Consider the following 24144-nt stretch of genomic DNA (forward strand, 5'->3'; position numbering starts at 1 on the left):
CCCCCCAGACCAGCACGTTCAGGGCACCGAGGGCGATGCTCTCGTCGCCGCCGAACGGGCTGCGGGAGAGGACGCCCACGCCGTAGGCCGGTGTGAACTTCGCGATGGTCGCGAAGACGTTGCTGAACTGGTCGAGCGGGGTGAAGAGACCGCCGGCCAAGGACAGCACGGCCAGCGACGGACCGAGCACCTGCATGACGTTCTCGCTGGGGAGCAGGTAGCCCATGAAGAGGCCGAACGCGGCGAAGACCAGCGAGCAGACCCAGGCCAGCACGCCGCACAGCACCAGCCGACCGAACGAGAGCTCAGCGCCCACGAGGGAGCCGACCACGAACACCGCGGCGAGGGCGACGAAGGCCATGACCATGGCCACCGTGGCCTTCAGCAGCACGTAGGCCAACGGGTTGAGCGGCGTGAGTCGCAGCTGCCGGCTCCAGCCCTCCGCCCGCTCGACCGCCACCATGGCGCCTCCCGACGTCGTGGCGATCATGGCGCCGTACACCGCCATGCTCACCATGATGTAGGCCGTGACGTTGCCGTGGTCGCCCGCCGACATGGTCTTGTACGAGCTGTCCGTGCCGAAGAGCAGGAAGAACGCGCTGGGCATCACGAGCGTGAAGATGACCGCCCGCCTGTTGCGCGCGAGACGCGTCAGCTCCAGGCGCAGGTAGGTCAGTGAGTAGCCGCCGAGCGGCGGCAGGCTGCGGGTGGTGTCGAGGGTGCTCATGCGTTGACTCCTTCGGTGGAGGTGCTGTCTGCGGTGAGGGCGACGAACGCGTCCTCGAGGTTGTGGGCCGAGATCTCCAGGTCTCTCGCCGGCGTCCGGCTCAGCAGGAAGCGCGCGACGGCGTCGCTGTCCTTGCCGTGCACGACGACGGTGTCGCCGCGGACGTCGACGGACTCGACGCCGTCGAGGTCGGCCAGCGCGCGAGCGTCGGCGCCCTCCCACGTGGCACGGACCATGCGGCCCGAGGCCATGGCCTTGATCTGCGACGCAGTGCCGTCGGCGACGATCCTGCCCCGGCGGACCAGGACGATCCGGTCGGCGTAGGCGTCGGCCTCCTCGAGGTAGTGCGTCGCGAAGATGGTGGTGCGCCCGCGGCGGGCGTCCTCCCGGATGGAGCCCCAGAAGTCGCGACGTCCCTGCACGTCCATGCCCGTGGTGGGCTCGTCGAGGACGAGCAGGTCGGGGTCGGGCAGGAGCGCCATGGCGAACCGCAGCCGCTGCTGCTGGCCGCCCGACGCCTTGTGCACGAGCCGGTCGCTCACCTCGGTGAGGCCGGCGCGCTCCAGCACCTCGTCGACGGGCCGCGAGGGCCGGAAGAGGGATGCGGTGAGCTCCACGATCTCGCGGATCGTGAAGTCCCTGAGGAGGCCGCCGGTCTGCATGACGGCGGCCACCCGACCGAGCCCCACCGCCTTCCGGGCGTCGCCGCCGAAGATCTCCACCGTGCCGGAGGTGGGCCGGCTGAGGCCGAGCATCATGTCGACGGTGGTCGTCTTGCCGGCGCCGTTGGGGCCGAGGAAGGCCACGACCTCGCCCGGCTCGATCGTGAGGTCGATGCCGTCGACGGCCCGGACGTCACCGAAGGTCTTGGTGAGGCCCGTGAGACGGACGGCAGGAGGGGTGTCGGTATCCATGACTCCACCCTCGCGCCGGGACCGGCACCTTCCCCGGGTCGAGCGTCACGACTGGACCATGACAGGTGTCATGGATCGCGGCTCAGCGACTCAGGGCGTGAAGCGGACGGCGTCCTTGGCGTCGGCCGGCTGCAGGTCGATCGACTCCAGCTTCTGGCCCTTGGGCACGAGGTACACGAGGCAGACCTTGGCCGAGGCCTCCGGCAGGAAGCTCTTCGGCAGCGTCGCGTCGGGACACGGCTTGAACGTGCCGACCAGCTCGTTGGGCGGGTACACCGTGTTGGCGTTCGAGTGCAGGTACAGCGGGACGGTGGCGCCGCCGAGACCGGCCGGCCCCTGGTTCTTCACGGTCGCACGGACGTAGTACGGCGTGGAGCGCTTGGTGGAGGCGTCGAGCGAGAAGAAGCGGAAGTCCGAGATCCTGCCCTTCTTGGCCGAGTCGATGCGCACCGAGACGGCGCTGGCGGCTCCGCCCGGGTCGTAGACGACGGTCGCCGTCCGACCCACCGGCACCGTGGACCCGGCGTCGGTCAGCGTGACGCCGGCGGGCACGGAGAAGCCCTTCGGGACGTCGGGCTTCGCCTTCGGCTCCTCGTCCGAGGACGAGCAGCCGGACGCCAGGGCGGCGGCCAGCACGGCGACGAGCGACAGGGCAGCGAGGCGGGACAGCGGTGAACGGCTCACGCGCCGATTGTGGCGCGCGGGGGGCTCAGCAGCCAGGAAGGCGCGCCGCGAGCCAGTCGCGGACCTGCGTGAGCCCGACCCGCTCCTGCTGCATCGTGTCGCGGTCGCGGATCGTGACGGCCTGGTCGTCCAGCGTCTCGAAGTCGACCGTGATGCAGAACGGCGTGCCGATCTCGTCCTGGCGCCGGTAGCGCTTGCCGATGGCGGCCGCGTCGTCGAACTCGACGTTCCAGTAGCCGCGGAGCTCGTCGGCCAGGCTGCGAGCGGCCGGCGAGAGCTGCTCGTTGCGCGACAGCGGCAGCACGGCGGCCTTGGCCGGGGCGAGCCGGTGGTCGAGGCGCAGGACGGTGCGCTTGTCGACACCACCCTTGGCGTTGGGCGCCTCGTCCTCCGCGTACGCGTCGACGAGGAAGGCCATCATGGAGCGGTTCACGCCCGCTGCGGGCTCGATGACGTAGGGCGTGTAGCGCTCGCCGGAGGCCTGGTCGAAGTACGAGAGGTCCTTGCCGGAGTGCTCGCTGTGGGTCTTGAGGTCGAAGTCGGTGCGGTTGGCCACGCCCTCGAGCTCGCCCCACTCCGAGCCCTGGAAGCGGAACCGGTACTCGATGTCGACGGTGCGCTTGGAGTAGTGCGACAGCTTCTCGGCGGGGTGCTCGTAGAACCGGAGGTTCTCGGGGTTCACACCCAGACCGGTGTACCAACCCATGCGGGTCTCGAGCCAGCGCTCGTGCCACTCCTCGTCGGTGCCGGGCTCGACGAAGAACTCCATCTCCATCTGCTCGAACTCACGCGTGCGGAAGATGAAGTTGCCAGGGGTGATCTCGTTGCGGAAGCTCTTGCCGATCTGGCCGATCCCGAACGGGGGCTTCTTGCGCGACGTGGTCATGACCTGCGCGAAGTTCACGAAGATGCCCTGGGCGGTCTCGGGGCGCAGGTAGTGCAGTCCCTCCTCGGACTCCACCGGGCCGAGGTAGGTCTTGAGCAGGCCGTTGAACATGCGCGGCTCGGTCCACTGACCCTTCGTGCCGCAGTTGGCGCACACGATGTCGGTCATGGGCACGGCGTCGGGGTCGGGCAGGCCCTTCTTCTCCGCGAAGGCCTCCTGGAGGTGGTCCTGGCGGTAGCGGCGGTGGCACGAGAGGCACTCGACGAGCGGGTCGACGAACGCAGCGAGGTGCCCGGACGCGCCCCACACGGCGGTGGGGAGGATGACCGAGGAGTCGAGACCGACGACGTCGTCGCGACCCTGCACCATGGAGCGCCACCACTGACGCTTGATGTTCTCCTTGAGCTCCGTGCCGAGCGGCCCGTAGTCCCACGCGGACTTGGTGCCGCCGTAGATCTCACCGCACTGGTAGACGAAGCCCCGACGCTTGCAGAGGCTGATGACGGTGTCGACGAGGGACGTTGGAGCCATGGAGAAGTCTCACTTCCGGCTGGATGTCGGCGGGCCTGAGGTCGGCGCCGTGGCACCGGCCGCCCGGGGTCGCCCCAGTCTACGGATGACACCGGCCACGCCCCTCCCGGCCCGGCCGCCGCCCGCGATTTGACAACCGTTCCCATTCTTCTTGAGAATGGTTCTCATGAACTTGCGCGCCCCCCTCGCCCTCGCCGTCCCCCTGGCCCTCCTGCTCTCCGCCTGCGGAAGCGGCGAGGCCGACAACGGCAAGCTCTCCGTCGACGCCAACTTCTACCCCTACGCGTGGGTCGTGGAGCAGGTCGGAGGCGATCTCGTCGACGTCAGCAACCTGACCTCGCCGGGCGTCGAGCCGCACGACCTCGAGCTCAAGCCCAAGCAGGTCGCCTCGGTCCAGACCGCCGACCTCGTGGTGTTCCAGAAGGGCTTCCAGTCGGCCGTCGACGACGCCGTCGAGCGGGCCGACCGCCCCCGGGACACGACGCTCGACGTCTCCAGCGTCGTGACGCTGGCTTCCGAGGAGGAGCACGGCGTCGAGGAGGGTCTAGAGGAGCACGACGACGAGGGACACGACGAGGAAGGTCACGACCACGAGCACGAGGACGGCCTCGACCCGCATGTGTGGCTCGACCCGGCCAACATGGTCGCGGTCACCAAGGCCGTCGGCGGCCTCCTGGTCAAGGCCGACCCGGACCACGCGGCCACCTACCGCGCCAACGCCACGAAGCTGGAGCAGGAGCTCACCACGCTCGACGCGTCCTTCACGGCGGGCCTGAAGACCTGCAAGCGCGACACCGTCGTCACGAGCCACGCCGCCTTCGGCTACCTCGCCGCGAAGTACGGCCTCCAGCAGGTCCCCATCGCGGGGCTCGACCCGTCCAACGAGCCGTCGGGCTCGCAGCTCGCCGACATCACGGACCTCGTGAAGAAGGACGGCATCACGACGGTCTTCACCGAGGAGCTCGTGAGCCCCAAGGTCGCGCAGACCGTCGCCCAGGCCACCGGCGCGTCGACGGCTACGCTCGACCCCATCGAGGGCGCGACCGACGGCCGGTCGTACCTGCAGATCATGCAGCGCAACCTCGACGCCCTGAAGAAGGCCAACGACTGTTCATGACCGATCCCATCCGTGTCACCGGCCTCGACGTCCACCTGGACGCGAGGCCGGTGCTGCGCGACGTCTCCATGCACGTCGGCGCCGGCGAGCTCGTCACGATCCTCGGCGCCAACGGCTCCGGCAAGTCCACCCTCGTGCGCACCGCGGTCGGGCTCATCACGCCCACGCGCGGTGAGGTGACGCTCTTCGGCACCCCCATCGACGCCTTCCGCGAGTGGCACAAGATCGGTTACGTGCCGCAGCGCTCCGCCTCGGTCCCGGGCGTCCCGGCGACGATCGACGAGGTGGTCTCGGCCGGCCTGCTGTCGCAGCGCCGCCTGTTCCGGCGCATCGACCGCACCGCGGTGGGCGAGGCCCTCGAGCGCGTCGGGCTGGCCCATCTGCACGCCCGCCCGGTGGCGCAGCTCTCGGGCGGCCAGCACCAGCGCGTCCTCATCGCCCGCGCCCTCGTGAGCCACGCCGAGCTGCTCGTGATGGACGAGCCCACGGCGGGCGTCGACCACGAGAACACCGTCGCCCTCGCCGAGCTCCTCGGCTCGCTCGTGGCCGACGGCACCACCGTGGCCCTCGTGGCCCACGACCTCGGCCCCGTGCGGCCCTTCGTGTCCCGTGCCGTGGTGCTGAGCGACGGTCGGGTCACCTACGACGGCCCGTGCGAGCAGCTCAGCGAGGACGACCACCACGACCACCCGCACCACGACGACGACGCCCAGCCCGCTCAGGCCGTGCCGCCGGAGGGGGTGTGGTGATGGACATCCTCGACTACCCGTTCATGCGCATGGCGCTCGTCGCCGCGGTCTTCACCGGCCTCACGGCGCCTGCCGTGGGCACGTACCTCGTGCAGCGCCGGCTCGCCCTCCTCGGCGACGGACTGGGCCACGTCGCCCTGACCGGCGTGGCGCTCGGCCTGCTCACCAACATCGCTCCCCTGGCCACCGCCGTCGTGGTGGCCGTGGCCGGCGCGCTCGTCATCGAGCTGCTCCGCGCCTACGCCAAGACCTCGGCCGACGTCGCGCTCGCCATGCTCTTCTACGGCGGCATCGCCGGCGGCGTCTTCCTGGCCGGCCTGGCCGGGGAGAGCGGCGCGGCGCTCAACACCTACCTGTTCGGCTCCATCGTGACCGTCTCCGAGGCCGACCTCTGGCTCGTCGGCGTGCTCGGCGCCATCGTCCTCACCCTGTGCCTGGGCCTGCGCCCGCAGCTCTTCGCCGTCTGCCAGGACGAGGACCACGCCCGTGTCAGCGGGCTCCCGGTGCGCCTCTACGGCATGCTCATCGCGGTCCTGGCCGCCGTCACCATCACCGTGGCCATGCGCACCGTCGGGCTGCTGCTGGTGTCGGCGCTCATGGTGGTCCCGGTGGCCACCGCCCAGCAGGTCACCCGCAGCTTCCGCAGCACCCACCACCTCGCCATGCTGCTGGGCCTGCTCGCCGCCCTCGCCGGGGTGGTGACGAGCTTCGAGGCCGACACCCAGCCCGGTCCGACGATCGTGCTCATCGCCCTGACGGCGTTCGGGCTCACGGCCACCGTCCGCGCCGTCGTCGGGATGGTCCGGCAGCGCCGCTCCAGCGCGTCCCACCCAGTACCCTCGGCCTGAGGAGGAACCATGCCCGAAGCCATCTCGGAGTCCGCCAACGCGGGCCAGCGCAGCACGCGCCAGCGACGTGCCGTGAGCGCCATCCTCGACGACCTCGAGGCCTTCGCGAGCGCCCAGGACATCCACGACCGCCTCACGCACGGCGGCGAGAAGATCGGGCTCTCCACGGTCTACCGCAACCTCCAGTCGCTCGTGGACGCCCAGCTCGTCGACGCGCTGCGCAGCGACGAGGGCGAGGTCCTGTACCGACGCTGCAGCTCGGGTCACCACCACCACCTCGTGTGCCGCAGCTGCGGTCGCACGGTGGAGGTCGAGGGCCCCACGGTCGAGAAGTGGGCCGACACCATCGCCGCCGACCACGGGTTCACCGAGGTGGCCCACACCCTGGAGATCTTCGGCACGTGCGCGTCCTGCCGTGACGCCTGACCTGGCCGTCCGCGAGGTCCTCCCCCGCGAGACCTGGGCCCCGCTGGCCGAGGCCCACCGTGACCGGGCGCAGGTCTGGACCGCTCCCCACGTCGAACGTCAGCACCGCCGCGAGAAGCACCCCGTCGAGGACTTCCTCTTCGAGTACTACGACCTCGGCCCCGGCCGGCTGGAGCGCTGGCACCCCGGGGTCGGCATGGTCCTTGCCGACGCTCCCGAGTACGCCCGGCTCGGCGCCTACGTCGAGGTTCCCGACGGTGTGACCGTCGATCCCGCTCGCCTCGAGCGGCGCCTCCCCGGGCTCCGGTGGACGCGCGAGCTGCTCGCCCGCACCGCCGGGCGGCCGGCCCGCCTCGGCTGCTTCGGGCTGCACGAGTGGGCCATGGTCCACCGCGACGACGCTGCCGTGCGCCACCCGCAGCACCCCCTGCGCCTGGGCTCCGAGGGCACGGCCCAGGTGGTGGAGTCCCACCGCCTGGCGTGCACCCACGTCGACGCGTTCCGGTTCTTCACCGCGGCTGCTGCGCCGCGGAACGAGCTGACGCTCACCCGGCCCGACCAGCTCGAGCAGGAGCAGCCGGGCTGTCTGCACGCGTCGATGGACCTCTACAAGATCGCGTACCGCCTCCTGCCGTTCGTCGAGGCGTCCGTCGTGCTCGACACGTTCGAGCTGGCCCGCGACGTCCGGCACGTCGACATGCGTGCCTCGCCGTACGACCTCACGGCCCTGGGGCTCGAGCCCATCCGCATCGAGGAGCCCGACGGCAAGGCGGCGTACGTGCGGCACCAGCGCGCCTTCACGGAACGGGCCGCTCCCCTGCGGGCCCGCCTCCTGCGCCTCGTCGACGACCTGCTCCTAGGCTGGTCGTCGTGACTTCCTCCGACCAGGTCCACGTCGTCGACGGCCCCGACCTGACCGCGGCCGACGTCTACGCCATCTGGCAGGTGCGCGACGTCGTCTTCGCCGTCGAGCAGCAGTGCGACGAGCCCGACGTCGACGGTATCGACCTGCTGCCCTCCTGCACCCACCTCTGGGTCGCCGACGAGCACGGCATCCGCAGCTACCTGCGCACCTACGTCGCTGAGGCCGGCTACCGCAAGATCGGCCGGGTCTGCACGCGCAAGGACCAACGCGGGCTCGGCCTCTCGGGGCGGCTCGTCCGAGCGGCGCACGACCGCTGGGGGGCCGACGAGATCCACATCGGCGCGCAGGCCTACCTGCACGACTGGTACGCCGGGTTCGGCTACGAGCGGTCGGGCGAGAACTTCTTCGAGGCCGGCATCGAGCACGTGCCCATGGTCAGGCCCGGCCAGTAGCTCGAACGTCGTGGCTCAGGCGTCCTGGCTCAGACGCTCTGGCTCAGACGTCCTGGCCGGGATCGTCCGGCCGAGCCGAGGTGGACGGCGTGGGCCGGGGCGAGGGAACGACGCCGCTGTCGTTGCCGACCACCGCGTTGACGGCCTCCTGGAGGTCGCCCGTCATGCGGGTGCGCTCGTCGTCGACCGCCTGCTGGGCCGCCTCGTACTGCTCCGCGTAGGCGAAGCTGCCGCCCGAGCCGCTGTCGAGGCGCGCGGCGAGGGCCTCCGCCTCGGTGATGACGTGCTCGAGCGCGCCCTCGACGGCCCGGGCGACCTTCTCGTGACCCTCGGGGACGTCGACCGCCCGGAACCTCGCCAGCACGTCACGCATGCCCACCACGACCGTGGCGCGCAGGGCCGCGCCGTCGCGCTGAAGACCCACGGGCGCCAGCGACGTGGGCCGCACGGCGAGCGCGGCGTCGGCGGCGTCGAGCAGTGCGTCGAGCGGGACGCCGTCCTTGGCCACGAGAGCGAGGCCGCGCAACGAGGACGCGAGGTCCTCGCGCTCCTGCACGACGTCGCGGTAGGCCTGGGAGTGCTCCGCGGCGTAGGCCGTGACGGGCGGGGCGACGGGCACGCTGGACAGCCGCTTGACGGCGACGGCCTGCAGCTGGCGAGGTCGGCCGACGCCGGCCACCGCGAGCTCTCGGCCGGTGGCGGCGCGGACCAGGCCCAGCTCGACCGCGGCCAGACGCGCGGCGCGGTCGGCGGTGGCGACGTCGCGGTCGTGACGGACCTGGACCACCACGACGGACGCGGCCACGACCAGGCCGATCAGCACGGTCAACGCGATGGACCACAGCCCTGCGCGACGGCGTCGGCCGCGGTCGTCGCGGTGCTGGCTCCTCTCGGGCTGGGTCGGCTCGTGCGACACGCCGCCCCCCGGCAGCTCCTCGCTCACCCGGGCTGGACCCCGTGCTGGCGGAGCCCGTACGTGAGGGCGTCGACGAGCGCCTCCCACGAGGCCTCGATCATGTTGGCTCCGACACCCACCGTGACCCAGGTGTCCTTGCCGTCGGAGGTCTCGATCAGGACGCGGGTCACCGCGTCGGTGCCGTGTCCCTGGTCGAGGATGCGGACCCGGAAGTCGGTGAGGTGGAACCGCGCGACGTCGGGGTAGGTCTGCTCGATGGCCTGACGCAGAGCGTGGTCGAGGGCGTTGACCGGTCCGTTGCCCTCGCCGATGACGGCGACCCGTCGGCCGCCCGCACGCAGCTTCACCGTGGCCTCGGCCGTGGCCTTGCCCTGCCCGCCCCAGCCCGAACCGGCCTGGTGGGACTCAGCCAGCACGCGCCACGACTCGACGTCGAAGTAGACGGGACGTCCGCCCTCGACCTCGTCGGCGAGAAGGAGCTCGAACGAGGCGTCGGCGGCCTCGAACGTGTAGCCCTGCTGCTCGAGCGCCTTGACCCGGTCGGTGACCCGCGCGAGGCGCTCGGGGTCCGAGGCCAGGTCGTAGCCCAGCTCCTTGCCCTTCAGCTCGATCGTGGCGCGTCCGGCCATCTCCGAGACGAGCAGACGCATGTCGTTGCCCACGAGGGCCGGGTCGATGTGCTGGTAGAGGTCGGGGTCCACCCGGATGGCGCTGGCGTGAAGACCGGCCTTGTGGGCGAAGGACGAGACACCCGTGTAGGGCTGGCGCGCCGACGAGGGGTAGTTGGTGATCTCGGCGACGGCGTGCGCGATGCGCGTGGCGTCGCGCAGCCGACCCTCGGGCAGCACGGGCCGGTCGAGCTTGAGCTCGAGGTTGGCGACGCTCGTGACGAGGTCGGCGTTGCCGGTGCGCTCGCCGTAGCCGTTGATGCAGCCCTGCAGGTGGGTGGCACCGGCCAGGACCGCCGCCATGGAGTTGGCGACCGCGCACCCGGTGTCGTTGTGGGCATGGATGCCGAGGCGCATGCCCGTGGAGGCCAGGACGTCGGCCACGATCTCGCCCACCTGGTGGGGCAGCATCCCGCCGTTGGTGTCGCACAGCACCGCCACCTCGGCGCCGGCCTCCTGCGCTGCCGTGACGACCTGCAGGGCGTACTCACGGTTGGCGAGGTAGCCGTTGAAGAAGTGCTCGAGGTCGACGAAGACCCGCTGGCCGCCGTCGATCAGGTAGTGCACGGTGTCGCTCACCATGGCGAGGTTCTCCTCGAGCGTGGTGCGCAGCGCCAGCTCGACGTGGCGGTCGTGGCTCTTCGCCACAATGGTGGCCACGGGGGCCCCGGACTCGCGCAGGGCCACCACGAGCGGGTCGTCGGCTGCGGCGACGCCGGCGCGCCGGGTGGACCCGAACGCGGCCAGCGTGGCGTGCCGGAGGTCGAGCTCCTTGGCCGCGAGGGCGAAGAACTCGGTGTCCTTGGGGTTGGATCCGGGCCAGCCCCCCTCGATGTAGCCGACGCCGAGGTCGTCGAGGTGGCGGGCGATGTTCAGCTTGTCCTGCACGGAGAGGTTGAGGCCCTCCTGCTGGGCGCCGTCGCGCATCGTCGTGTCGTAGACGTGGAAGTCTCCTGACACGTGACCCTGTCCGTGGACGGGTGCACCGCTGGGTGCGGAGGTGCTCATGATGGTTGCCCTTCTGGTCCTGCTCGACGCCATCCTCCCAAAAAAAATGCCCCCCGGGCATCGGGAGGCAGCGCGTCGGGCGGTGGTTCAGTGCCCGGCGCGCCTGTCGATGATGTTCGAGAGGTGCAGCACGTCCGTCAGTCTAGACTGAGCGGCCTCATGACCACCAGGCCCGTCCCCGTCCCGCCGTCGTGCACGGCCTCCTACGTCGTGCTGACCCCCGAGCGGCTCGACCACGAGGACGACCTCCCGCTCCCCCATGACGACCTGCTCCGCCACTACGGGACGTCGCCCGCGGCGCTGGCCCGGCTCGCGGAGTGTCCGCACCAGGTGCTCCTGCAGAGCGAGGTGCCCGTCGAGCAGGCCGCCCCGGCCCTGCGCGACGCCCGCATCCAGGCGCTCGACCTGGCCCGGCGGCACGACGGTCTCGTGGTGGAGCTGCTGCCGCCGCGCGTCATCGAGCTGCGTCCCGACGAGGTCTCGCTCACCCACGCCACGCAGTGGTACGTCCTCGACTACGACCGGCTCGACGACGGGCTCCTCGCCACCGACGGGCTCGCACAGTTCGGCCTCCCCGAGCTGATGCTCGACGGCGTGCAGCGCGCCACCCACGTCATGACCGACGCGGTCGTGGCGGGCATCGCGTACCGGCTCATCGCGGAGTGGCCCGAGCACGACCCCGTGGGTCCGGCCACCATCACGCTGCGCGACATCGCCTTCGGGCTGGGCGACGCCCAGGCCGCCACCACCCCCGCCGACCGCAGCGTCGACCTCACCCTCGCCTACGACGAGACCGCCCACGTCCTGCGCGTCACCCTCCACGACGACCCCGCCACCCTCTTCGTCTGAGCTCCACGAGCGCCCCGCGTCAGGGCGGTGACCTGGCGTCCGTTCCCCCGGGCCTCCGCCGTCGAGCGGTGACCTGGCGTCCGTTCCCCCGGGCCTCCGCCGTCGAGCGGTGACCTGGCGTCCGTTTCGACACCCGAGACCACCTCGAACGGACGCTGAGGCACCGCCCACCCGGCCGACCCCACCGAACAGACGCTGAGGCACCGCCCCGGGCGGGTGGGCGCGTCGGGGCGACGGTGGATCAGCTGCGGGGACCGAGGTTGGCGAGGGTCTCGGGACGCAGGATGGCGGCGAGCTGCTCCGCGGGGAGCAGACCCTTCTCGAGCACCAGCTCGGCCACGCCGCGGCCCGTCATCAGGGCCTCCTTGGCCACCTCGGTGGCAGCGGCGTAGCCGATGAAGGGGTTGAGCGCCGTGACGAGCCCGATGGAGTTCTCCACCTCGCGGCGCATGAGGTCCTCGTTGGCCGTGATGCCGTCGACGCACCGGTGCGCGAGCACCCGCATCGCCTCCCGCATCCGCCACAGGCCCGACGACAACGAGTAGCAGATGACCGGCTCGAAGGCGTTGAGCTGGAGCTGGCCGCCCTCGGCCGCCATCGTCACCGTGACGTCCATCCCGATGACCTGGAAGCACACCTGGTTGACCACCTCGGGGATCACCGGGTTCACCTTGCCCGGCATGATGCTCGAGCCCGCCTGGACGGCCGGGAGGTTGATCTCGTTGAACCCGGCTCGCGGGCCCGACGACAGCAGCCGCAGGTCGTTGCAGATCTTCGAGAGCTTGACGGCGATGCGCTTCAGCACCCCGGAGAGCTGCACGAACGCGCCGCAGTCCTGCGTGGCCTCGATGAGGTCGGTCGCGCTCACGAGCGGGAGCCCGGTCAGCCGTGCGAGGTGCTCGCACGCGAGCGGGACGTAGCCCCGCGGGGCGTTGAGCTGGGTGCCGATGGCCGTGGCGCCGAGGTTGATCTCGTGCAGCATCATGACGGCCTCGGACAGGCGGCTCCGGTCCTCGGCCAGCATGACGGCGTACGTGTTGAACTCCTGCCCCAGAGTCATGGGCACGGCGTCCTGCAGCTGCGTGCGGCCCATCTTGAGGACGTCGTGGAACTCGGCCGCCTTGCGGGCGAACGACTGCTCGAGGTCCTCCATGCCCTCGAGGAGCGCGTGGGTGGCCAGGATGATCGCGATCTTGACCGACGTCGGGTAGACGTCGTTGGTGGACTGGCTGAGGTTGACGTGCTCGTTGGGGTGGAGGAAGGCGTAGTCGCCCTTGGCGTGGCCGAGGATCTCGAGGGCGCGGTTGGCCACGACCTCGTTGGCGTTCATGTTGGTGGACGTGCCGGCGCCGCCCTGCATGACGTCGACGACGAACTCGTCGTGGAGCGCGCCGGCCCGGATCTCCTCGCAGGCCTGCCGGATCGCTGCGTACCGGTCGTCGTCGAGCAGCCCCAGCTCGTGGTTGGTGGCCGCAGCGGCCTCCTTCACGGCGGCGAGAGCCTCCACGAGGAAGGGACTCGTGCCGATCGTGATGCCGGTGATCGGGAAGTTCTCCTGCGCGCGGAGGGTGTGCACGCCCCAGTAGGCGTCGACGGGGATCTCCCGGTCGCCGATGAGGTCGTGCTCGGTTCGGGTGATGGGTGTGACGGTGGTCATACCCCGATCAGATCACAGGTGACCGTCGGAGGGCCCTTCGACAGGCTCAGGCGGCGGACGCTGCCTGAGCCCGTCGAAGCCTCAGACGAGCCGGCTCATCCAACGGTGCGGGTCGTCGGCACGTCCGTACTGGATGTCGACGAGTGCCGAGCGCAGGTCCATCGTGACCTTGCCGGCCGAGCCGTCGCCGGCGACGGCCTGGCCGTCCGGCCACTTGAGCGAGCCCACCGGCGTCACGACAGCAGCCGTCCCGCAGGCGAAGACCTCGGTGATGGTGCCGTCGGCGGTGCCCTCACGCCACTCGTCGATGCTCACCCGACGCTCGACGACCTCGTGGCCGCGGTCCCGCGCCAGCTGCACGATGGAGTCGCGGGTGATGCCCTCGAGGATGGAGCCGGAGAGCTCGGGCGTGACGATGGAGCCGTCGGCCTGCACGAAGTACAGGTTCATGCCGCCGAGCTCCTCGATCCACTTCTTCTCGGTGGAGTCCAGGAACGCCACCTGGGCGCAGCCGTGGGCGGAGGCCTCCTGTTGCGGGAGGAGGCTGGAGGCGTAGTTGCCGCCGGTCTTGGCCGCGCCGGTCCCCCCGGCGCCGGCGCGCGAGTACTCCTGCGACAGCCAGATGTCGACGGGCTTGACCCCACCCGGGAAGTAGGCGCCGGCCGGCGAGGCGATCACCGAGTAGGTGACGTGCCGGCTGGGACGGACCCCGAGGAACGCCTCCGAGGCGAACATGAACGGACGCAGGTAGAGGCTCTTCTCCTCCCCCGCAGGCACCCAGGCCTCGTCGGCCTCCACGAGCGCGCGGATGGAGCCGAGGAACCACTCCTCGGGCAGCTCGGGCAGCGCGAGGCGGTGGGCCGAGCGGGCGAGCCGGGCGGCGTTGGCCTCGGGGCGGAACGTCCAGACCGAGCCGTCGGCGTGACGGTAGGCCTTGAGCCCCTCGAAGATCTCCTGCGCGTAGTGGAGGACCGCCGTGGCGGGATCGAGCTGCAGCGGGCCGTACGGCACGACGCGGGCGTCGTGCCACCCTGCGGTGTCGGTCCACTCGGCGAGGAACATGTGGTCGGTGAAGTGCACGCCGAAGCCGGGATCGACGAGGATCGCGTCGCGGTCGGCGTCCGTCCGAGCGGTGGAGCTGGGCTCGTGGGTGCTGGCGAACGGTGGGATGGTCATGGTGCTCACGGTAGACCTTTCAGGATCGGATCGGCAGGGTCAGCCCGCCGATACGGATCCGGCCACGCGTGCGCGGATGGCCTCCCCCACCTCCTGCGTGGAGCGAGGCGTGCCGGCCACCCTGGCGGCGATGTCGGCCTCGACGGCTGCGGTGATCTCCGCAGCCGCCTCGGGCAGCTCGAGGTGCTCGAGCAGCAGTGCGGCCGACAGGATCGCGGCCGTGGGGTCGGCCTTGCCCTGCCCGGCGATGTCGGGCGCCGAGCCGTGCACGGGCTCGAACATGCTGGGCGTCGTGCGGTCGGGGTTCACGTTGCCGCTCGCCGCCAGGCCGATGCCGCCGGTGATGGCCGCGGCGAGGTCGGTGAGGATGTCGCCGAAGAGGTTGTCGGTGACGATGACGTCGAAGCGTGCCGGGTCGGTGGCCAGGAAGATCGTGGCCGCGTCGACGTGCAGGTAGTCGGTGGTGACGTCCGGGAACTCCGCCGCCACGGCGTCGACCGTGCGCGTCCAGAGGTGTCCGGCGTGCACGAGCACGTTGTTCTTGTGCACGAGCGTCAGCTTCTTGCGCTGACGCGCCTGGGCCCGCGCGAAGGCGTCGCGCACGACGCGCTCGACGCCGTAGGCCGTGTTGATGCTGACCTCGGTGGCGAGCTCGTGCGGCGTGCCCACGCGGATGGCTCCGCCGTTGCCCACGTACGGACCCTCGGTCCCCTCGCGCACGACCACGAAGTCGATGTCGCCCGGGTTCGCCAGCGGCGTGGGGACGCCGGGGAAGAGCTTGCTCGGACGCAGGTTGACGTAGTGGTCGAGCTCGAATCGCAGCTTCAGCAGCAGGCCGCGCTCCAGCACGCCCGAGGGCACGCTGGGGTCGCCCACGGCGCCGAGCAGGATCGCATCCTGGCCGCGGATCTCGCTCAGGACCGAGTCCGGCAGGGTCTCGCCGGTGGCGTGGTAGCGCTTCGCGCCGAGGTCGTACTCGGTGGTCCCGAACGAGGCGTCGTGCTCGGCGGCGACCTGGTTCAGGACGGCGAGGGCCTCGGAGGTGACCTCCGGGCCGATGCCGTCGCCGGGGACGACGGCGAGGGAGAAGGAGCGAGTCATGGCATCCATCCTAGGACGGGGCGTCTCGGCATGTGAAACCGCGATCTCGCGATGCGGTCACAGCCGAGGCGCCCCGTCCGTCAGTTGTCGTCGGGCCGGTCGGTCGGCTCGACGTCGACGGGCATGGCGTCGTCGCGCAGGTGGGCGGGGCCCCACTCGATGATCTGAGGGTTCATGATGTGTCTCCTGTGTGGTCGGTCGGTCAGTACGACGGCGGGAACCGACGAGGTCCGACGTTCCGTGGGCGCGAGCCCGGTGGTCGACCGAGGAGACAGAAGATGGATCAGGTCGTGATCAGCATTCCCTGCGGCGGAACGTCGGGCCAACGCCAAGACTCCGCGGCAGGGATGGCCCTATGAGGCCCTGCCGCGGCAAGCGATGACTACGAGCTGCTTCCGCACCCGTCCAGTCTGCCACGCGATCCGCGGGCCCGTCCGCACTTCGTGAGGTGTGTCTCGTCCGGTGAGACCGCAGGAGGCGGCTCGAAGGAGTCCTGCGAGACTGGGCCGGTGAGCGCACCCTCGGAGATCCCGGTCATCGTCTCGGCGACGCTCAACCTGTCGCGCCAGCGCGGATTCATCTCTGCCACGCGCCACGAGACCGGTCGGCTGCTCGCCACGCTCGCGGCCTCCCGCGAGGGCACGCTCGCCGAGCTGGGCACCGGAACCGGTGTCGGTTCGGCCTGGCTCTCCAGCGGCGCGCCCAAGACGGCACGCATCGTGAGCGCGGAGCTCGACCCCTCGCTCGCCGAGGACGTGCAGAAGATCTTCGCCGACGTCGACAACGTCGAGATCATCTCCGGCGACTGGTCGACGCTCGAGCAGTACGCCCCGTTCTCGCTGCTCTTCGTGGATGTCCGCGAGGTGATGGAGTCCATCGACGTCATCGCCGGCCTGCTCGAGCCCGGCGGCATCGCGGTGCTCGACGACTTCGTCCCCTCGCCCTTCTGGCCGCCCATCGTGGACGGCTCGGTGGACTCGGTGCGCGAGCAGTGGCTCACCGACGAGCGCTTCGCCGCCGTGGAGATGCTGATCGACCCCGACGCGTCGCTGCTCATCGCCACCCGCCGCTAGACCGCAGGCGTCTCGACGGGCTGCGCCCTCGAGGCCTGTGGCCGGTCGCCCAGCAGCCCGAGGAAGAGCTGCACGACGGGCCCGATCGTGAGCGCGTAGAGCACCGTGCCCACACCGACCGTCCCTCCCAGGACGAAGCCGACCGCCAGGACGAGCACCTCGAGCGTCGTCCGCACGAGCCTCGTGCTGAGGCCCGTGCGCGCCACGACGCCCCTCCACAGCCCGTCGCGGGGTCCCGCGCCGAAGCCGGAGCCGATGTAGAGCGCCCCGGCGAGCCCGTTGCCGACGACGCCGAGCACGAGGAAGGCCACGCGCACGGGGAGCTCGTCCGGGGTGGGCAGCCAGGCCAGCGTGACGTCGACGGCGATGCCGATCAGGACCACGTTGAGGATCGTCCCGATCCCGGGGCGCTGGCGCAGCGGGATCCACAGGAGCAGGAGCACGGCCCCCGTGACGATCACGATCTGTCCGAAGGACAGTCCCACGTGCTGCTCGACGCCCTGGTGGAAGACGTCCCACGGGTCGAGGCCCAGCTCGGCCTCGACGAGCAGCGCCATGGTGGCGCCGTAGAGCCACAGGCCCACGAGCAGTCGGAGGAAGCGCCCGGGCACCGAGCCCGCGACGCGCCCCGTCATCGGGGCCACGTCCGGTGCAGGTCGTCGCCGAGGCGCGTGACCGGCGGCGGACGCCAGCCACGGCCGTCCGCGCGCACCATGAGCACGAGCATGACGAGGGAGGTCACGACGACCCCCAGGAGCAGCACGATCAAGAACATGGGTCCAGCCTGGACCTGATTGGCCTTTCTTTGAATAGCCAATTGTGAGAAGGTGGCCTCATGACTGCTGTGTCGGCCCCGACCCTCGCCAGGCTCCTCGGAGAGCTGGAGTCCGATCAGAGCGCCTACCGCGAGATCACCGAGCGGATCCGTCTGCTCATGGTCGACGGTCGACTCACCGACGGCACCCGGCTTCCGAGCGAGCGCGAGCTCGCTGCCGCCCTGGGCGTCAGCCGCACCACCACGGCCCGCGTCTACAGCGAGCTGCGCGACGCCGGTCTCGTGATGTCGCGGCGAGGGTCGGGCAGCGTGGTGCGGGTCCCCCTCGGCCAGGCCGCCACGAGCAGCCTCATCATCACCCCCGACGACGCCGACACGATCGCGCTCACCTACTCCGCGCCCGCGGGCGCTCCCGGCCTGGGGCGGGCCTTCGAGCGAGCCGTCTCGCGTCTGTCCAGCGTCATCGGCACCCCGGGCTACCTCCCGGACGGGCTGCCCGTCCTGCGCGAGGCGCTCGCCCAGCACTACGCCGACCGCGGCCTGCCCACCGACCCGAGCCAGATCATCGTGACCAACGGCGCCATCGGGTCCATCTCGCTCCTCGCCCGGACCTTCCTGCGCCCCGGCGAGCGCGTGCTCGTCGAGGGCCTGAGCTATCCGCACGGGCACGAGGCCTTCACCGCAGTGGGCGGGCGGCTCGCTCCGCTCCCCGTGGGCGACCGGCCGTGGGACCTCGAGGCCCTGCGCGCCCAGCTGGCCGGCGGCCGGCACCGGATGGCGTACTTCATCCCCGAGTTCCACAACCCCACCGCGGCCGTCATGACCGACGAGGAGCGATCCGCCTGGGCCCGCGAGCTGCGCCGCCACGACGTGCTCCCGATCGTCGACGAGTCGCTCCACGCCGTGAACCTCGACGGCGTGGAGCTGCCGGCGCCGTTCGCCTGCTACGACGACCGGGCGATCCTCGTGGGCTCGTCCTCCAAGCCCTTCTGGGGCGGCCTGCGGGTGGGCTGGATGCGCGTGCCGCACGACCTCGTCCTGCCGCTCGTCCAGGCCCGCATGTCGGTCGACCTGGGCAGCTCGGCGTTCGACCAGTACGTCGTCACCGAGCTGCTCACCGAGGGTGGCCAGACCGCCGCCGCCGGACGGGCCATCCTGCGGACCGCGCGCGACCACCTGCTCGGCGAGCTGGCGCGCGAGCTGCCCGAGATCTCGGCCCCGTGCCCGGCCGGCGGCCTCAACCTCTGGGTCACGCTGCCCGGACGGGACTCCTCAAGACTCACGGCGGCCGCGGCGCAGCACGGCCTCCTGCTCACCGCCGGACCGCGTTTCTACGCCCAGGCCACGGCCGCCGGAGAGCGGCACCTGCGCCTGGCCTACACGCAGCCGCTCGACACGCTCACCGAGGCCGTGCGCCGGCTCGCCGCCGCCTACGACGACGTGCGCTCCGGGCGCCCCTCCGTGCCCGGCCGCTCCCCCGCACTCGACCTCATCGCGTAGGGCGCACGACAGAAGGCGCCCACCCCGTGCGGGGCGGACGCCTTCTGAGGGGGCTGCCGAGGATCAGCGAGCCGCGGAGCCCTCGATGTAGTCGGAGTCGCCCGAGGTCCACGAGAAGTGCGACCGGAGCGCCTTGCCGGTGGCCTCGATGGGGTGACCCGCCTCCTTCTCACGGAGCTCGTTGAACTCCTTGGCGCCGGCGTCCTGGTCGGCGATGAAGCGCTCGGCGAACGCGCCGTTCTGAATGTCGGCGAGGACGTCCTGCATGCGCTGCTTCACGCCGGCGTCGATGATGCGCGGGCCGGAGACGTAGTCGCCGTACTCGGCGGTGTCGGAGATGCTCCACCGCTGCTTGGCGATGCCGCCCTCCCACATGAGGTCGACGATGAGCTTGAGCTCGTGCAGGACCTCGAAGTAGGCGATCTCGGGCTGGTAGCCGGCCTCGGTGAGGGTCTCGAAGCCCGCCTGGACGAGGTGCGAGACACCGCCGCACAGGACGGCCTGCTCGCCGAAGAGGTCGGTCTCGGTCTCCTCGGTGAAGGTCGTCTTGATGACGCCGGCGCGCGTGCCGCCGATGGCCTTGGCGTACGAGAGCGCGAGGTCCCACGCCTTGCCGGTGGCGTCCTGCTCGACACCGATGATGTCGGGGATGCCGCGGCCGTCGACGAACTCACGACGCACGGTGTGACCGGGGGCCTTGGGGGCCACGAGCACGACGTCGACGCCCTCGGGGGGCGTGATGTAGCCGAAGCGGATGTTGAAGCCGTGACCGAAGACGAGGGCGTCGCCCGCGACCAGGTTGGGCGCGATCTCCTCGGCGTACAGCGTGCGCTGCACCTGGTCGGGCGCGAGGATCACGACGACGTCGGCCTCCTCGATGGCGTCGGCGACGCTCAGGACGCGCAGACCCTCGGCCTCGGCCTTGGCGCGGCTCTTGGAGCCCTCCTTGAGGCCGATGCGGACGTCGACGCCGGAGTCGCGCAGGTTGAGCGCGTGGGCGTGACCCTGGCTTCCGTAGCCGATGACCGCGACGTTGCGGCCCTGGATGATGGACAGGTCGGCGTCGTCGTCGTAGAACAACTCGGGCACTGGATTCTCCTTGCTGGACGTGGAAACGGGGTCAGACGACCTGCGAGCCGGGAACGGCGCGCAGGGTCCGGTCGGTGATGGAACGGGCGCCACGGCCGATCGCGACGCGACCGGACTGGGCGATCTCGCGGATGCCGAACGGCTCGAGGACGTTGAGCATGGCGTTGAGCTTGCCGGCGTCGCCCGTGGCCTCGATCGTGACGGCGTCGACGGCGACGTCGACGACCTTGGCCCGGAAGAGCTGGACGGTCTCGAGCACCTGGCCGCGCGTGGCGGCGTCGGTCTTGACCTTGATGAGCATGAGCTCGCGCTCGACGGCGCTCGCGGAGTCGAGCTCGACGATCTTGAGCACGTTGACGAGCTTGTTGAGCTGCTTGGTGACCTGCTCGAGCGGGAGGTCGTCGACGCTCACGACGATGGTCATGCGCGAGATCTCGGGGATCTCGGTGGGACCGACGGCGAGGGAGTCGATGTTGAAGCCGCGGCGCATGAACAGGCTCGAGACGCGCGCGAGCGCACCCGGCGTGTTCTCCACGAGGACCGACAAGGTGTGCTGGGTCGTCATCGTGCCGTCGCCTCCGTCGTTCGTCGGAGCTCGCTCATCAGAGGTCCTCCCCGTCCCACTCGGGCGCGAGGTCGCGCGCGATCTTGATGTCGTCGTTGCTGGTGCCGGCGGCCACCATGGGCCAGACCATGGCGTCGCGCTCGACCACGAAGTCGATGACGACGGGTCGGTCAGTGATGGCCATGGCCTTCTCGATGGTGGCGTCGAGGTCGGCCTCGCTGTCGCACCGCAGGCCCACGCAACCATACGCGTCGGCCAGCTTCACGAAGTCCGGGATGCGCCGGGCGCCGATGGACTCCGGCCCCGTGTTCAGGTCGGTGTTGGAGTAGCGGCCCTCGTAGAAGAGCGTCTGCCACTGGCGGACCATGCCGAGCGACGAGTTGTTGATGACCGCGACCTTGATGGGGATGCCCTCGAGCGCGCACGTGGCGAGCTCCTGGTTGGTCATCTGGAAGCAGCCGTCGCCGTCGATGGCCCACACGACACGGTCGGGGGCGCCCACCTGGGCACCCATGGCCGCCGGCACGCCGTAGCCCATGGTGCCGGCGCCGCCGGAGTTGAGCCACTGGCGCGGACGCTCGTAGTCGACGAAGTGCGCCGCCCACATCTGGTGCTGGCCCACGCCCGAGGAGTACACGGCCTCGGGACCGGCGATGGCGCTGATGCGCTCGATGACCGTCTGCGGCGCGAGTCCCTCGGCGGGCTTGTCGTAGGCGACCGGGAACTTGGCCTTGACGCCCAGCATCTGGTTCTTCCAGGCGCTGTAGTCGCCCTGCACCCCGTCCTCGTCCGCCATCTTGCGCAGCGCCACCACGAGGTCGGAGATGACCTCCTTGCAGTCACCGACGATGGGCACGTCGGCGGTGCGGTTCTTGGAGATCTCGGCCGGGTCGATGTCGGCGTGGATGACCTTGGCGTCGGGGGCGAACGAGTCGAGGTTGCCGGTCACCCGGTCGTCGAAGCGGGCGCCGAGCGTGACGAGCAGGTCGGACTTCTGGAGCGCGGCCACCGCGGCCACGGTGCCGTGCATGCCCGGCATGCCGAGGTTGAGCTCGTGGGAGTCGGGGAAGACGCCCCGCGCCATGAGCGTGGTGACCACGGGGATCTGCGTGAGCTCGGCCAGCATGGCCAGCTCGGCCGAGGCGTTGGCCTTGAGCACGCCGCCGCCCACGTAGAGGACGGGGCGCTCGGCCGCCACGAGGAGCCGGGCCGCCTCGCGGACCTGCTTGCCGTGCGGACGCGTGGTGGGTCGGTACCCGGGCAGGGCCAGCTCCGTGGGCCACTCGAACGTGGTGGCGCCCTGGAGGGCGTCCTTCGCGATGTCGACGAGGACGGGTCCGGGGCGGCCGGTGCCCGCGATGTGGAAGGCCTCGGCGATGACGCGCGGGATCTCGGCCGGATCGGTCACGAGGTAGCTGTGCTTCGTGATGGGCATCGTGATGCCCCGGATGTCGGCCTCCTGGAAGCCGTCAGTCCCGATGAGCTGGGAGGAGACCTGGCCCGTGATGGCGACGATCGGGACGGAGTCCATGTACGCGTCGGCGATGGCCGTGACGAGGTTGGTGGCGCCCGGGCCCGACGTGGCCATGCAGACGCCGACCTCACCGGTGACCATGGCGTAGCCCTGCGCGGCATGGCCTGCGCCCTGCTCGTGGCGCACGAGGATGTGGCGGATCGAGCTGTCGAACAGCGGGTCGTACGCCGGCAGGATGGCGCCGCCGGGGATGCCGAAGATGACCTCGACACCGGCCTGCTCCAGCGCACGGACGAGGCTCTGCGCGCCCGTGATCGTCTCCGTCTGGGGCCTCGTGACCTGTTCCGTCATGGCTGTTCCTTCGTTTCGTCGTGATCGTGCGGGGTGCTGCCCGGTGGCCGTTCCATGCCGCTGCATGAAAAAACCCCCCGGCCAACGGTAGATGGCATTCGGAGGGAGACGCGGGACCGGTGGGGTCGTCGCGTCAGGCGGCTACTACAAGAAGCTCCACGTGCACCCGCTCAGTCTGCCCCGCCCCTCCAAGGTGGTCAAATCCCGAGACGGATCGGTCCACCATGCGGACGACAGAACGGGCTCTCGGTGGTCAGTCCTGGAAGTGATGGAGGTCGGCCTTCCCGAGCCAACGGAACCCGTGCTTGCGGAAGACCTTGACGACCGGGTCGCCACTCCCCCGGTACGTGACCGATGCCGGCTTCGAGCGCTTGTGCCAGCTCTTGTTGGGCGTGTAGCCCGACGCGGAACGGTACGGGTTCTCCCAGGGGTTGATGTCGATCGACGTGCCGTACGAGTGCGGACTGACGTAGCGCGTGTTGCCGACGACCTTCCGGCAGTTGAAGCCCGACGTGTTGTCGGCGCGCATCGACTCGTGGTCGTCGCCGCCCTTGAGGCTCGTGCTGTAGCCGAAGCGGTCGACGCGATACATGCTCCGGACGGGAGCCTTGGCCTTGAACAGGTCGGTGAAGATCTTCTTGGTGCGCGACGCCGACGCGGCCCGGACGACGATCTCGCCTCGCCGGACGTACCCGTCGAACGCCCAGTAGGAGACCCGGACGATGCGCAGGCCGCCCCGGCCGACGGGGCAGCCCTTGCGCCACGTGCGTCCCTTCATGGACGACCACACGGCGTCGGACAGCCTGGAGACGGTGGCGTCTGCGGCGATGCGTGCGGCACGGGGCTGTGCGGGCACCGTGACGGAGGGGCGGGACGCACCCCGGGGGATGACGACGCGGCTGCCCGGCGGGAGGTTGTCGAAGGCCCGCGGTGTGGCCGTGGTGGGCAGCAGCGTCTCGGTGCCCTGCGTCATGAGCTTGTAGGTGCCGTCGTGGCGCGGCTTGAGGTTGATCCGCTTGACGCCTTCCTTCACCCGCAGGGAGGCGACCGTGCGCCACGCCTTCTCACCGCTCCTGCGGAGCTTGAGCTTGGCCACCACGTTGAGCGACAGCTTGTCGTGGCGACGCCTGACCGTGACGCTCGCCTTGATCCACTGGTAGTCCCTGGCCCGCGACGGCATGGAGAGCGTGGCGCCGACCCTCGCCCGCGTCCCGGCCACGGTCAGGGTGTCGCTGCTGACCTCCTGGTCCGCCACGAGCAGCCGCGCCCTCAGCTGGGTCCGTCCGCGGAGCACACGCACCGGGACGTCGACCGAGGGCGACTCGGACCGGGAGAGCTCGGCCCATCCCTCGCCCGAGGCCTTCTCGACGACCACGACGAACGGCGCCGGCTCGCTGCCGCTCGGGAAGGTGACGGTGGCGCGAGCACTCGTGCGCACGCCGGTCTCGGCGGTGATGTTCGCGCCCCACGCGACGGTGGGTCCTGCCGGCTCGACCGGCTCGTCCGCCTGCACCGCGACCGGCGCCAACAGGGCCACGACGACGACAAGGACCATCCCCACCCGAGAGAACATGGGAAGAATCTAGATCAACCCCACTCGAACCGCCCCCGCTTCGCCACACGCCGCCGACGCGAACAGCCTCTGGTGCGAGCGCAGCGAACCAGGAAGCGCCCCTGATGCGAGCGCAGCGAACCAGGAAGCGCCCCTGATCCGAGCGCAGCGAACCAGGAAGCGCCCCTGAT

The 24144-nt window shown here is 70.8% G+C and carries 24 protein-coding genes; 9 read left to right on the forward strand and 15 right to left on the reverse strand.

Features of this window, described 5'->3' with window-relative positions:
• The 4 genes from ASD11_RS08650 to ASD11_RS08665 all read right to left on the reverse strand — a co-directional run.
• On the reverse strand, positions 1-727 hold a 727-nt coding region (locus ASD11_RS08650; RefSeq protein WP_156464763.1), incomplete at its 3' end, for an ABC transporter permease.
• The gene (locus ASD11_RS08655; RefSeq protein WP_056285909.1) at positions 724-1641 is read right to left on the reverse strand and encodes an ABC transporter ATP-binding protein; all 918 of its coding nucleotides are present in this window, start codon (positions 1639-1641) and stop codon (positions 724-726) included. The genes ASD11_RS08650 and ASD11_RS08655, both read right to left, overlap by 4 nt.
• 90 nt (positions 1642-1731) lie before the next feature.
• The gene (locus ASD11_RS08660; RefSeq protein ID WP_056285911.1) at positions 1732-2325 is read right to left on the reverse strand and encodes a hypothetical protein; all 594 of its coding nucleotides are present in this window, start codon (positions 2323-2325) and stop codon (positions 1732-1734) included.
• Positions 2326-2350: 25 nt separating this feature from the next.
• The gene (locus ASD11_RS08665; RefSeq protein ID WP_056285916.1) at positions 2351-3742 is read right to left on the reverse strand and encodes a glycine--tRNA ligase; all 1392 of its coding nucleotides are present in this window, start codon (positions 3740-3742) and stop codon (positions 2351-2353) included.
• Positions 3743-3908: 166 nt separating this feature from the next.
• Here ASD11_RS08665 and ASD11_RS08670 point away from each other — a divergent pair, with 166 nt between their 5' ends.
• The 6 genes from ASD11_RS08670 to ASD11_RS08695 are packed head-to-tail and all read left to right on the forward strand — an operon-like array spanning position 3909 to position 8199.
• The gene (locus ASD11_RS08670; RefSeq protein WP_056285921.1) at positions 3909-4859 is read left to right on the forward strand and encodes a metal ABC transporter solute-binding protein, Zn/Mn family; all 951 of its coding nucleotides are present in this window, start codon (positions 3909-3911) and stop codon (positions 4857-4859) included.
• Complete coding sequence (locus ASD11_RS08675; RefSeq protein ID WP_056285925.1) at positions 4856-5608, forward strand: metal ABC transporter ATP-binding protein; 753 nt, start codon at positions 4856-4858, stop codon at positions 5606-5608. Before ASD11_RS08670 ends, ASD11_RS08675 begins: the two co-directional genes overlap by 4 nt.
• Positions 5608-6456, forward strand: coding sequence for a metal ABC transporter permease (locus tag ASD11_RS08680; protein WP_056288623.1), 849 nt, complete (start codon positions 5608-5610; stop codon positions 6454-6456). Before ASD11_RS08675 ends, ASD11_RS08680 begins: the two co-directional genes overlap by 1 nt.
• 9 nt (positions 6457-6465) lie before the next feature.
• Positions 6466-6882 (forward strand): Fur family transcriptional regulator, encoded by a 417-nt coding sequence (locus ASD11_RS08685; protein WP_056285928.1) that lies wholly within the window; start codon positions 6466-6468, stop codon positions 6880-6882.
• Positions 6872-7756, forward strand: a complete 885-nt coding sequence (locus ASD11_RS08690) for a 3-methyladenine DNA glycosylase (RefSeq protein WP_235503279.1) — start codon at positions 6872-6874, stop codon at positions 7754-7756. Before ASD11_RS08685 ends, ASD11_RS08690 begins: the two co-directional genes overlap by 11 nt.
• Positions 7753-8199, forward strand: coding sequence for a GNAT family N-acetyltransferase (locus ASD11_RS08695; protein ID WP_200940108.1), 447 nt, complete (start codon positions 7753-7755; stop codon positions 8197-8199). Before ASD11_RS08690 ends, ASD11_RS08695 begins: the two co-directional genes overlap by 4 nt.
• A gap of 43 nt (positions 8200-8242) precedes the next feature.
• Here ASD11_RS08695 and ASD11_RS08700 read toward each other — a convergent pair whose 3' ends face one another.
• Entirely contained in the window at positions 8243-9115 is an 873-nt protein-coding gene (locus tag ASD11_RS08700) for a hypothetical protein (RefSeq protein WP_156464646.1), read from the reverse strand.
• 23 nt (positions 9116-9138) lie between these two features.
• On the reverse strand, positions 9139-10791 hold the full coding sequence (gene cimA / locus ASD11_RS08705; protein WP_056285936.1) for a citramalate synthase: 1653 nt from the start codon (positions 10789-10791) through the stop codon (positions 9139-9141).
• A gap of 159 nt (positions 10792-10950) precedes the next feature.
• Here cimA and ASD11_RS08710 point away from each other — a divergent pair, with 159 nt between their 5' ends.
• Positions 10951-11640: a hypothetical protein gene (locus tag ASD11_RS08710; RefSeq protein WP_056285939.1), complete on the forward strand. Its 690-nt coding sequence runs from the start codon at positions 10951-10953 to the stop codon at positions 11638-11640.
• 241 nt (positions 11641-11881) lie between these two features.
• Here ASD11_RS08710 and aspA read toward each other — a convergent pair whose 3' ends face one another.
• The 3 genes from aspA to ASD11_RS08725 all read right to left on the reverse strand — a co-directional run bounded on the left by aspA (position 11882) and on the right by ASD11_RS08725 (position 15574).
• The gene (gene aspA / locus ASD11_RS08715) at positions 11882-13297 is read right to left on the reverse strand and encodes an aspartate ammonia-lyase (protein ID WP_056285942.1); all 1416 of its coding nucleotides are present in this window, start codon (positions 13295-13297) and stop codon (positions 11882-11884) included.
• Between the two features lie 81 nt (positions 13298-13378).
• Positions 13379-14473, reverse strand: coding sequence for a branched-chain amino acid aminotransferase (locus ASD11_RS08720; protein WP_056285945.1), 1095 nt, complete (start codon positions 14471-14473; stop codon positions 13379-13381).
• A gap of 39 nt (positions 14474-14512) precedes the next feature.
• Positions 14513-15574: a 3-isopropylmalate dehydrogenase gene (locus ASD11_RS08725; RefSeq protein ID WP_056285948.1), complete on the reverse strand. Its 1062-nt coding sequence runs from the start codon at positions 15572-15574 to the stop codon at positions 14513-14515.
• A gap of 509 nt (positions 15575-16083) precedes the next feature.
• On the opposite strand from ASD11_RS08725, the gene ASD11_RS08730 reads away from it, so the two are divergent.
• The gene (locus ASD11_RS08730) at positions 16084-16647 is read left to right on the forward strand and encodes an O-methyltransferase (RefSeq protein ID WP_056285952.1); all 564 of its coding nucleotides are present in this window, start codon (positions 16084-16086) and stop codon (positions 16645-16647) included.
• On the opposite strand, the gene yczE is transcribed toward ASD11_RS08730, so the two are convergent.
• Together yczE and ASD11_RS18090 are read right to left on the reverse strand one after the other, a co-directional pair.
• Complete coding sequence (yczE, locus tag ASD11_RS08735; RefSeq protein ID WP_056285955.1) at positions 16644-17282, reverse strand: membrane protein YczE; 639 nt, start codon at positions 17280-17282, stop codon at positions 16644-16646. The two genes, ASD11_RS08730 and yczE, sit on opposite strands and share 4 nt — an antisense overlap.
• A complete protein-coding gene (locus tag ASD11_RS18090) occupies positions 17279-17422 on the reverse strand; it encodes a hypothetical protein (protein WP_156464647.1) in 144 nt (47 codons plus the stop codon). The genes yczE and ASD11_RS18090 overlap by 4 nt, the downstream gene beginning before the upstream one ends.
• A 60-nt stretch (positions 17423-17482) precedes the next feature.
• On the opposite strand from ASD11_RS18090, the gene yczR reads away from it, so the two are divergent.
• The gene (gene yczR / locus ASD11_RS08740) at positions 17483-18922 is read left to right on the forward strand and encodes a MocR-like transcription factor YczR (protein WP_082554247.1); all 1440 of its coding nucleotides are present in this window, start codon (positions 17483-17485) and stop codon (positions 18920-18922) included.
• A gap of 63 nt (positions 18923-18985) precedes the next feature.
• On the opposite strand, the gene ilvC is transcribed toward yczR, so the two are convergent.
• From ilvC to ASD11_RS08760, 4 genes are all read right to left on the reverse strand, one after another.
• Positions 18986-20011 carry a ketol-acid reductoisomerase gene (gene ilvC, locus ASD11_RS08745; RefSeq protein ID WP_056285960.1) on the reverse strand — a complete coding sequence of 342 codons (1026 nt, stop codon included), beginning with the start codon at positions 20009-20011 and terminating at the stop codon, positions 18986-18988.
• Positions 20012-20042: 31 nt separating this feature from the next.
• Positions 20043-20576: an acetolactate synthase small subunit gene (gene ilvN, locus ASD11_RS08750; RefSeq protein WP_056285962.1), complete on the reverse strand. Its 534-nt coding sequence runs from the start codon at positions 20574-20576 to the stop codon at positions 20043-20045.
• A 37-nt stretch (positions 20577-20613) separates the two neighbouring features.
• Entirely contained in the window at positions 20614-22401 is a 1788-nt protein-coding gene (locus tag ASD11_RS08755; RefSeq protein WP_056285965.1) for an acetolactate synthase large subunit, read from the reverse strand.
• A 253-nt stretch (positions 22402-22654) separates the two neighbouring features.
• A complete protein-coding gene (locus ASD11_RS08760; RefSeq protein ID WP_082554249.1) occupies positions 22655-23974 on the reverse strand; it encodes a M15 family metallopeptidase in 1320 nt (439 codons plus the stop codon).
• Positions 23975-24144 lie beyond the last annotated feature (170 nt).

The organism is Aeromicrobium sp. Root495, assembly GCF_001426755.1.
Lineage (GTDB): Bacteria > Actinomycetota > Actinomycetes > Propionibacteriales > Nocardioidaceae > Aeromicrobium.

What these genes read in the sequence shown, in the direction of transcription:
- ASD11_RS08670 (WP_056285921.1), top strand. Translation starts at nt 3,909, where the DNA reads ATGAACTTGCGCGCCCCCCTCGCCCTCGCCGTCCCCCTGGCCCTCCTG.
- aspA (WP_056285942.1), bottom strand. Translation starts at nt 13,297, where the DNA reads ATGACCACCGTCACACCCATCACCCGAACCGAGCACGACCTCATCGGC.
- ASD11_RS08675 (WP_056285925.1), top strand. Translation starts at nt 4,856, where the DNA reads ATGACCGATCCCATCCGTGTCACCGGCCTCGACGTCCACCTGGACGCG.
- cimA (WP_056285936.1), bottom strand. Translation starts at nt 10,791, where the DNA reads ATGAGCACCTCCGCACCCAGCGGTGCACCCGTCCACGGACAGGGTCAC.
- ASD11_RS08760 (WP_082554249.1), bottom strand. Translation starts at nt 23,974, where the DNA reads ATGTTCTCTCGGGTGGGGATGGTCCTTGTCGTCGTCGTGGCCCTGTTG.
- ASD11_RS08680 (WP_056288623.1), top strand. Translation starts at nt 5,608, where the DNA reads ATGGACATCCTCGACTACCCGTTCATGCGCATGGCGCTCGTCGCCGCG.
- ASD11_RS08725 (WP_056285948.1), bottom strand. Translation starts at nt 15,574, where the DNA reads ATGACTCGCTCCTTCTCCCTCGCCGTCGTCCCCGGCGACGGCATCGGC.
- ASD11_RS18090 (WP_156464647.1), bottom strand. Translation starts at nt 17,422, where the DNA reads ATGTTCTTGATCGTGCTGCTCCTGGGGGTCGTCGTGACCTCCCTCGTC.
- ASD11_RS08685 (WP_056285928.1), top strand. Translation starts at nt 6,466, where the DNA reads ATGCCCGAAGCCATCTCGGAGTCCGCCAACGCGGGCCAGCGCAGCACG.
- ilvN (WP_056285962.1), bottom strand. Translation starts at nt 20,576, where the DNA reads ATGACGACCCAGCACACCTTGTCGGTCCTCGTGGAGAACACGCCGGGT.
- yczE (WP_056285955.1), bottom strand. Translation starts at nt 17,282, where the DNA reads ATGACGGGGCGCGTCGCGGGCTCGGTGCCCGGGCGCTTCCTCCGACTG.
- ASD11_RS08755 (WP_056285965.1), bottom strand. Translation starts at nt 22,401, where the DNA reads ATGACGGAACAGGTCACGAGGCCCCAGACGGAGACGATCACGGGCGCG.
- ASD11_RS08655 (WP_056285909.1), bottom strand. Translation starts at nt 1,641, where the DNA reads ATGGATACCGACACCCCTCCTGCCGTCCGTCTCACGGGCCTCACCAAG.
- ASD11_RS08720 (WP_056285945.1), bottom strand. Translation starts at nt 14,473, where the DNA reads ATGACCATCCCACCGTTCGCCAGCACCCACGAGCCCAGCTCCACCGCT.
- yczR (WP_082554247.1), top strand. Translation starts at nt 17,483, where the DNA reads ATGACTGCTGTGTCGGCCCCGACCCTCGCCAGGCTCCTCGGAGAGCTG.
- ASD11_RS08710 (WP_056285939.1), top strand. Translation starts at nt 10,951, where the DNA reads ATGACCACCAGGCCCGTCCCCGTCCCGCCGTCGTGCACGGCCTCCTAC.
- ASD11_RS08665 (WP_056285916.1), bottom strand. Translation starts at nt 3,742, where the DNA reads ATGGCTCCAACGTCCCTCGTCGACACCGTCATCAGCCTCTGCAAGCGT.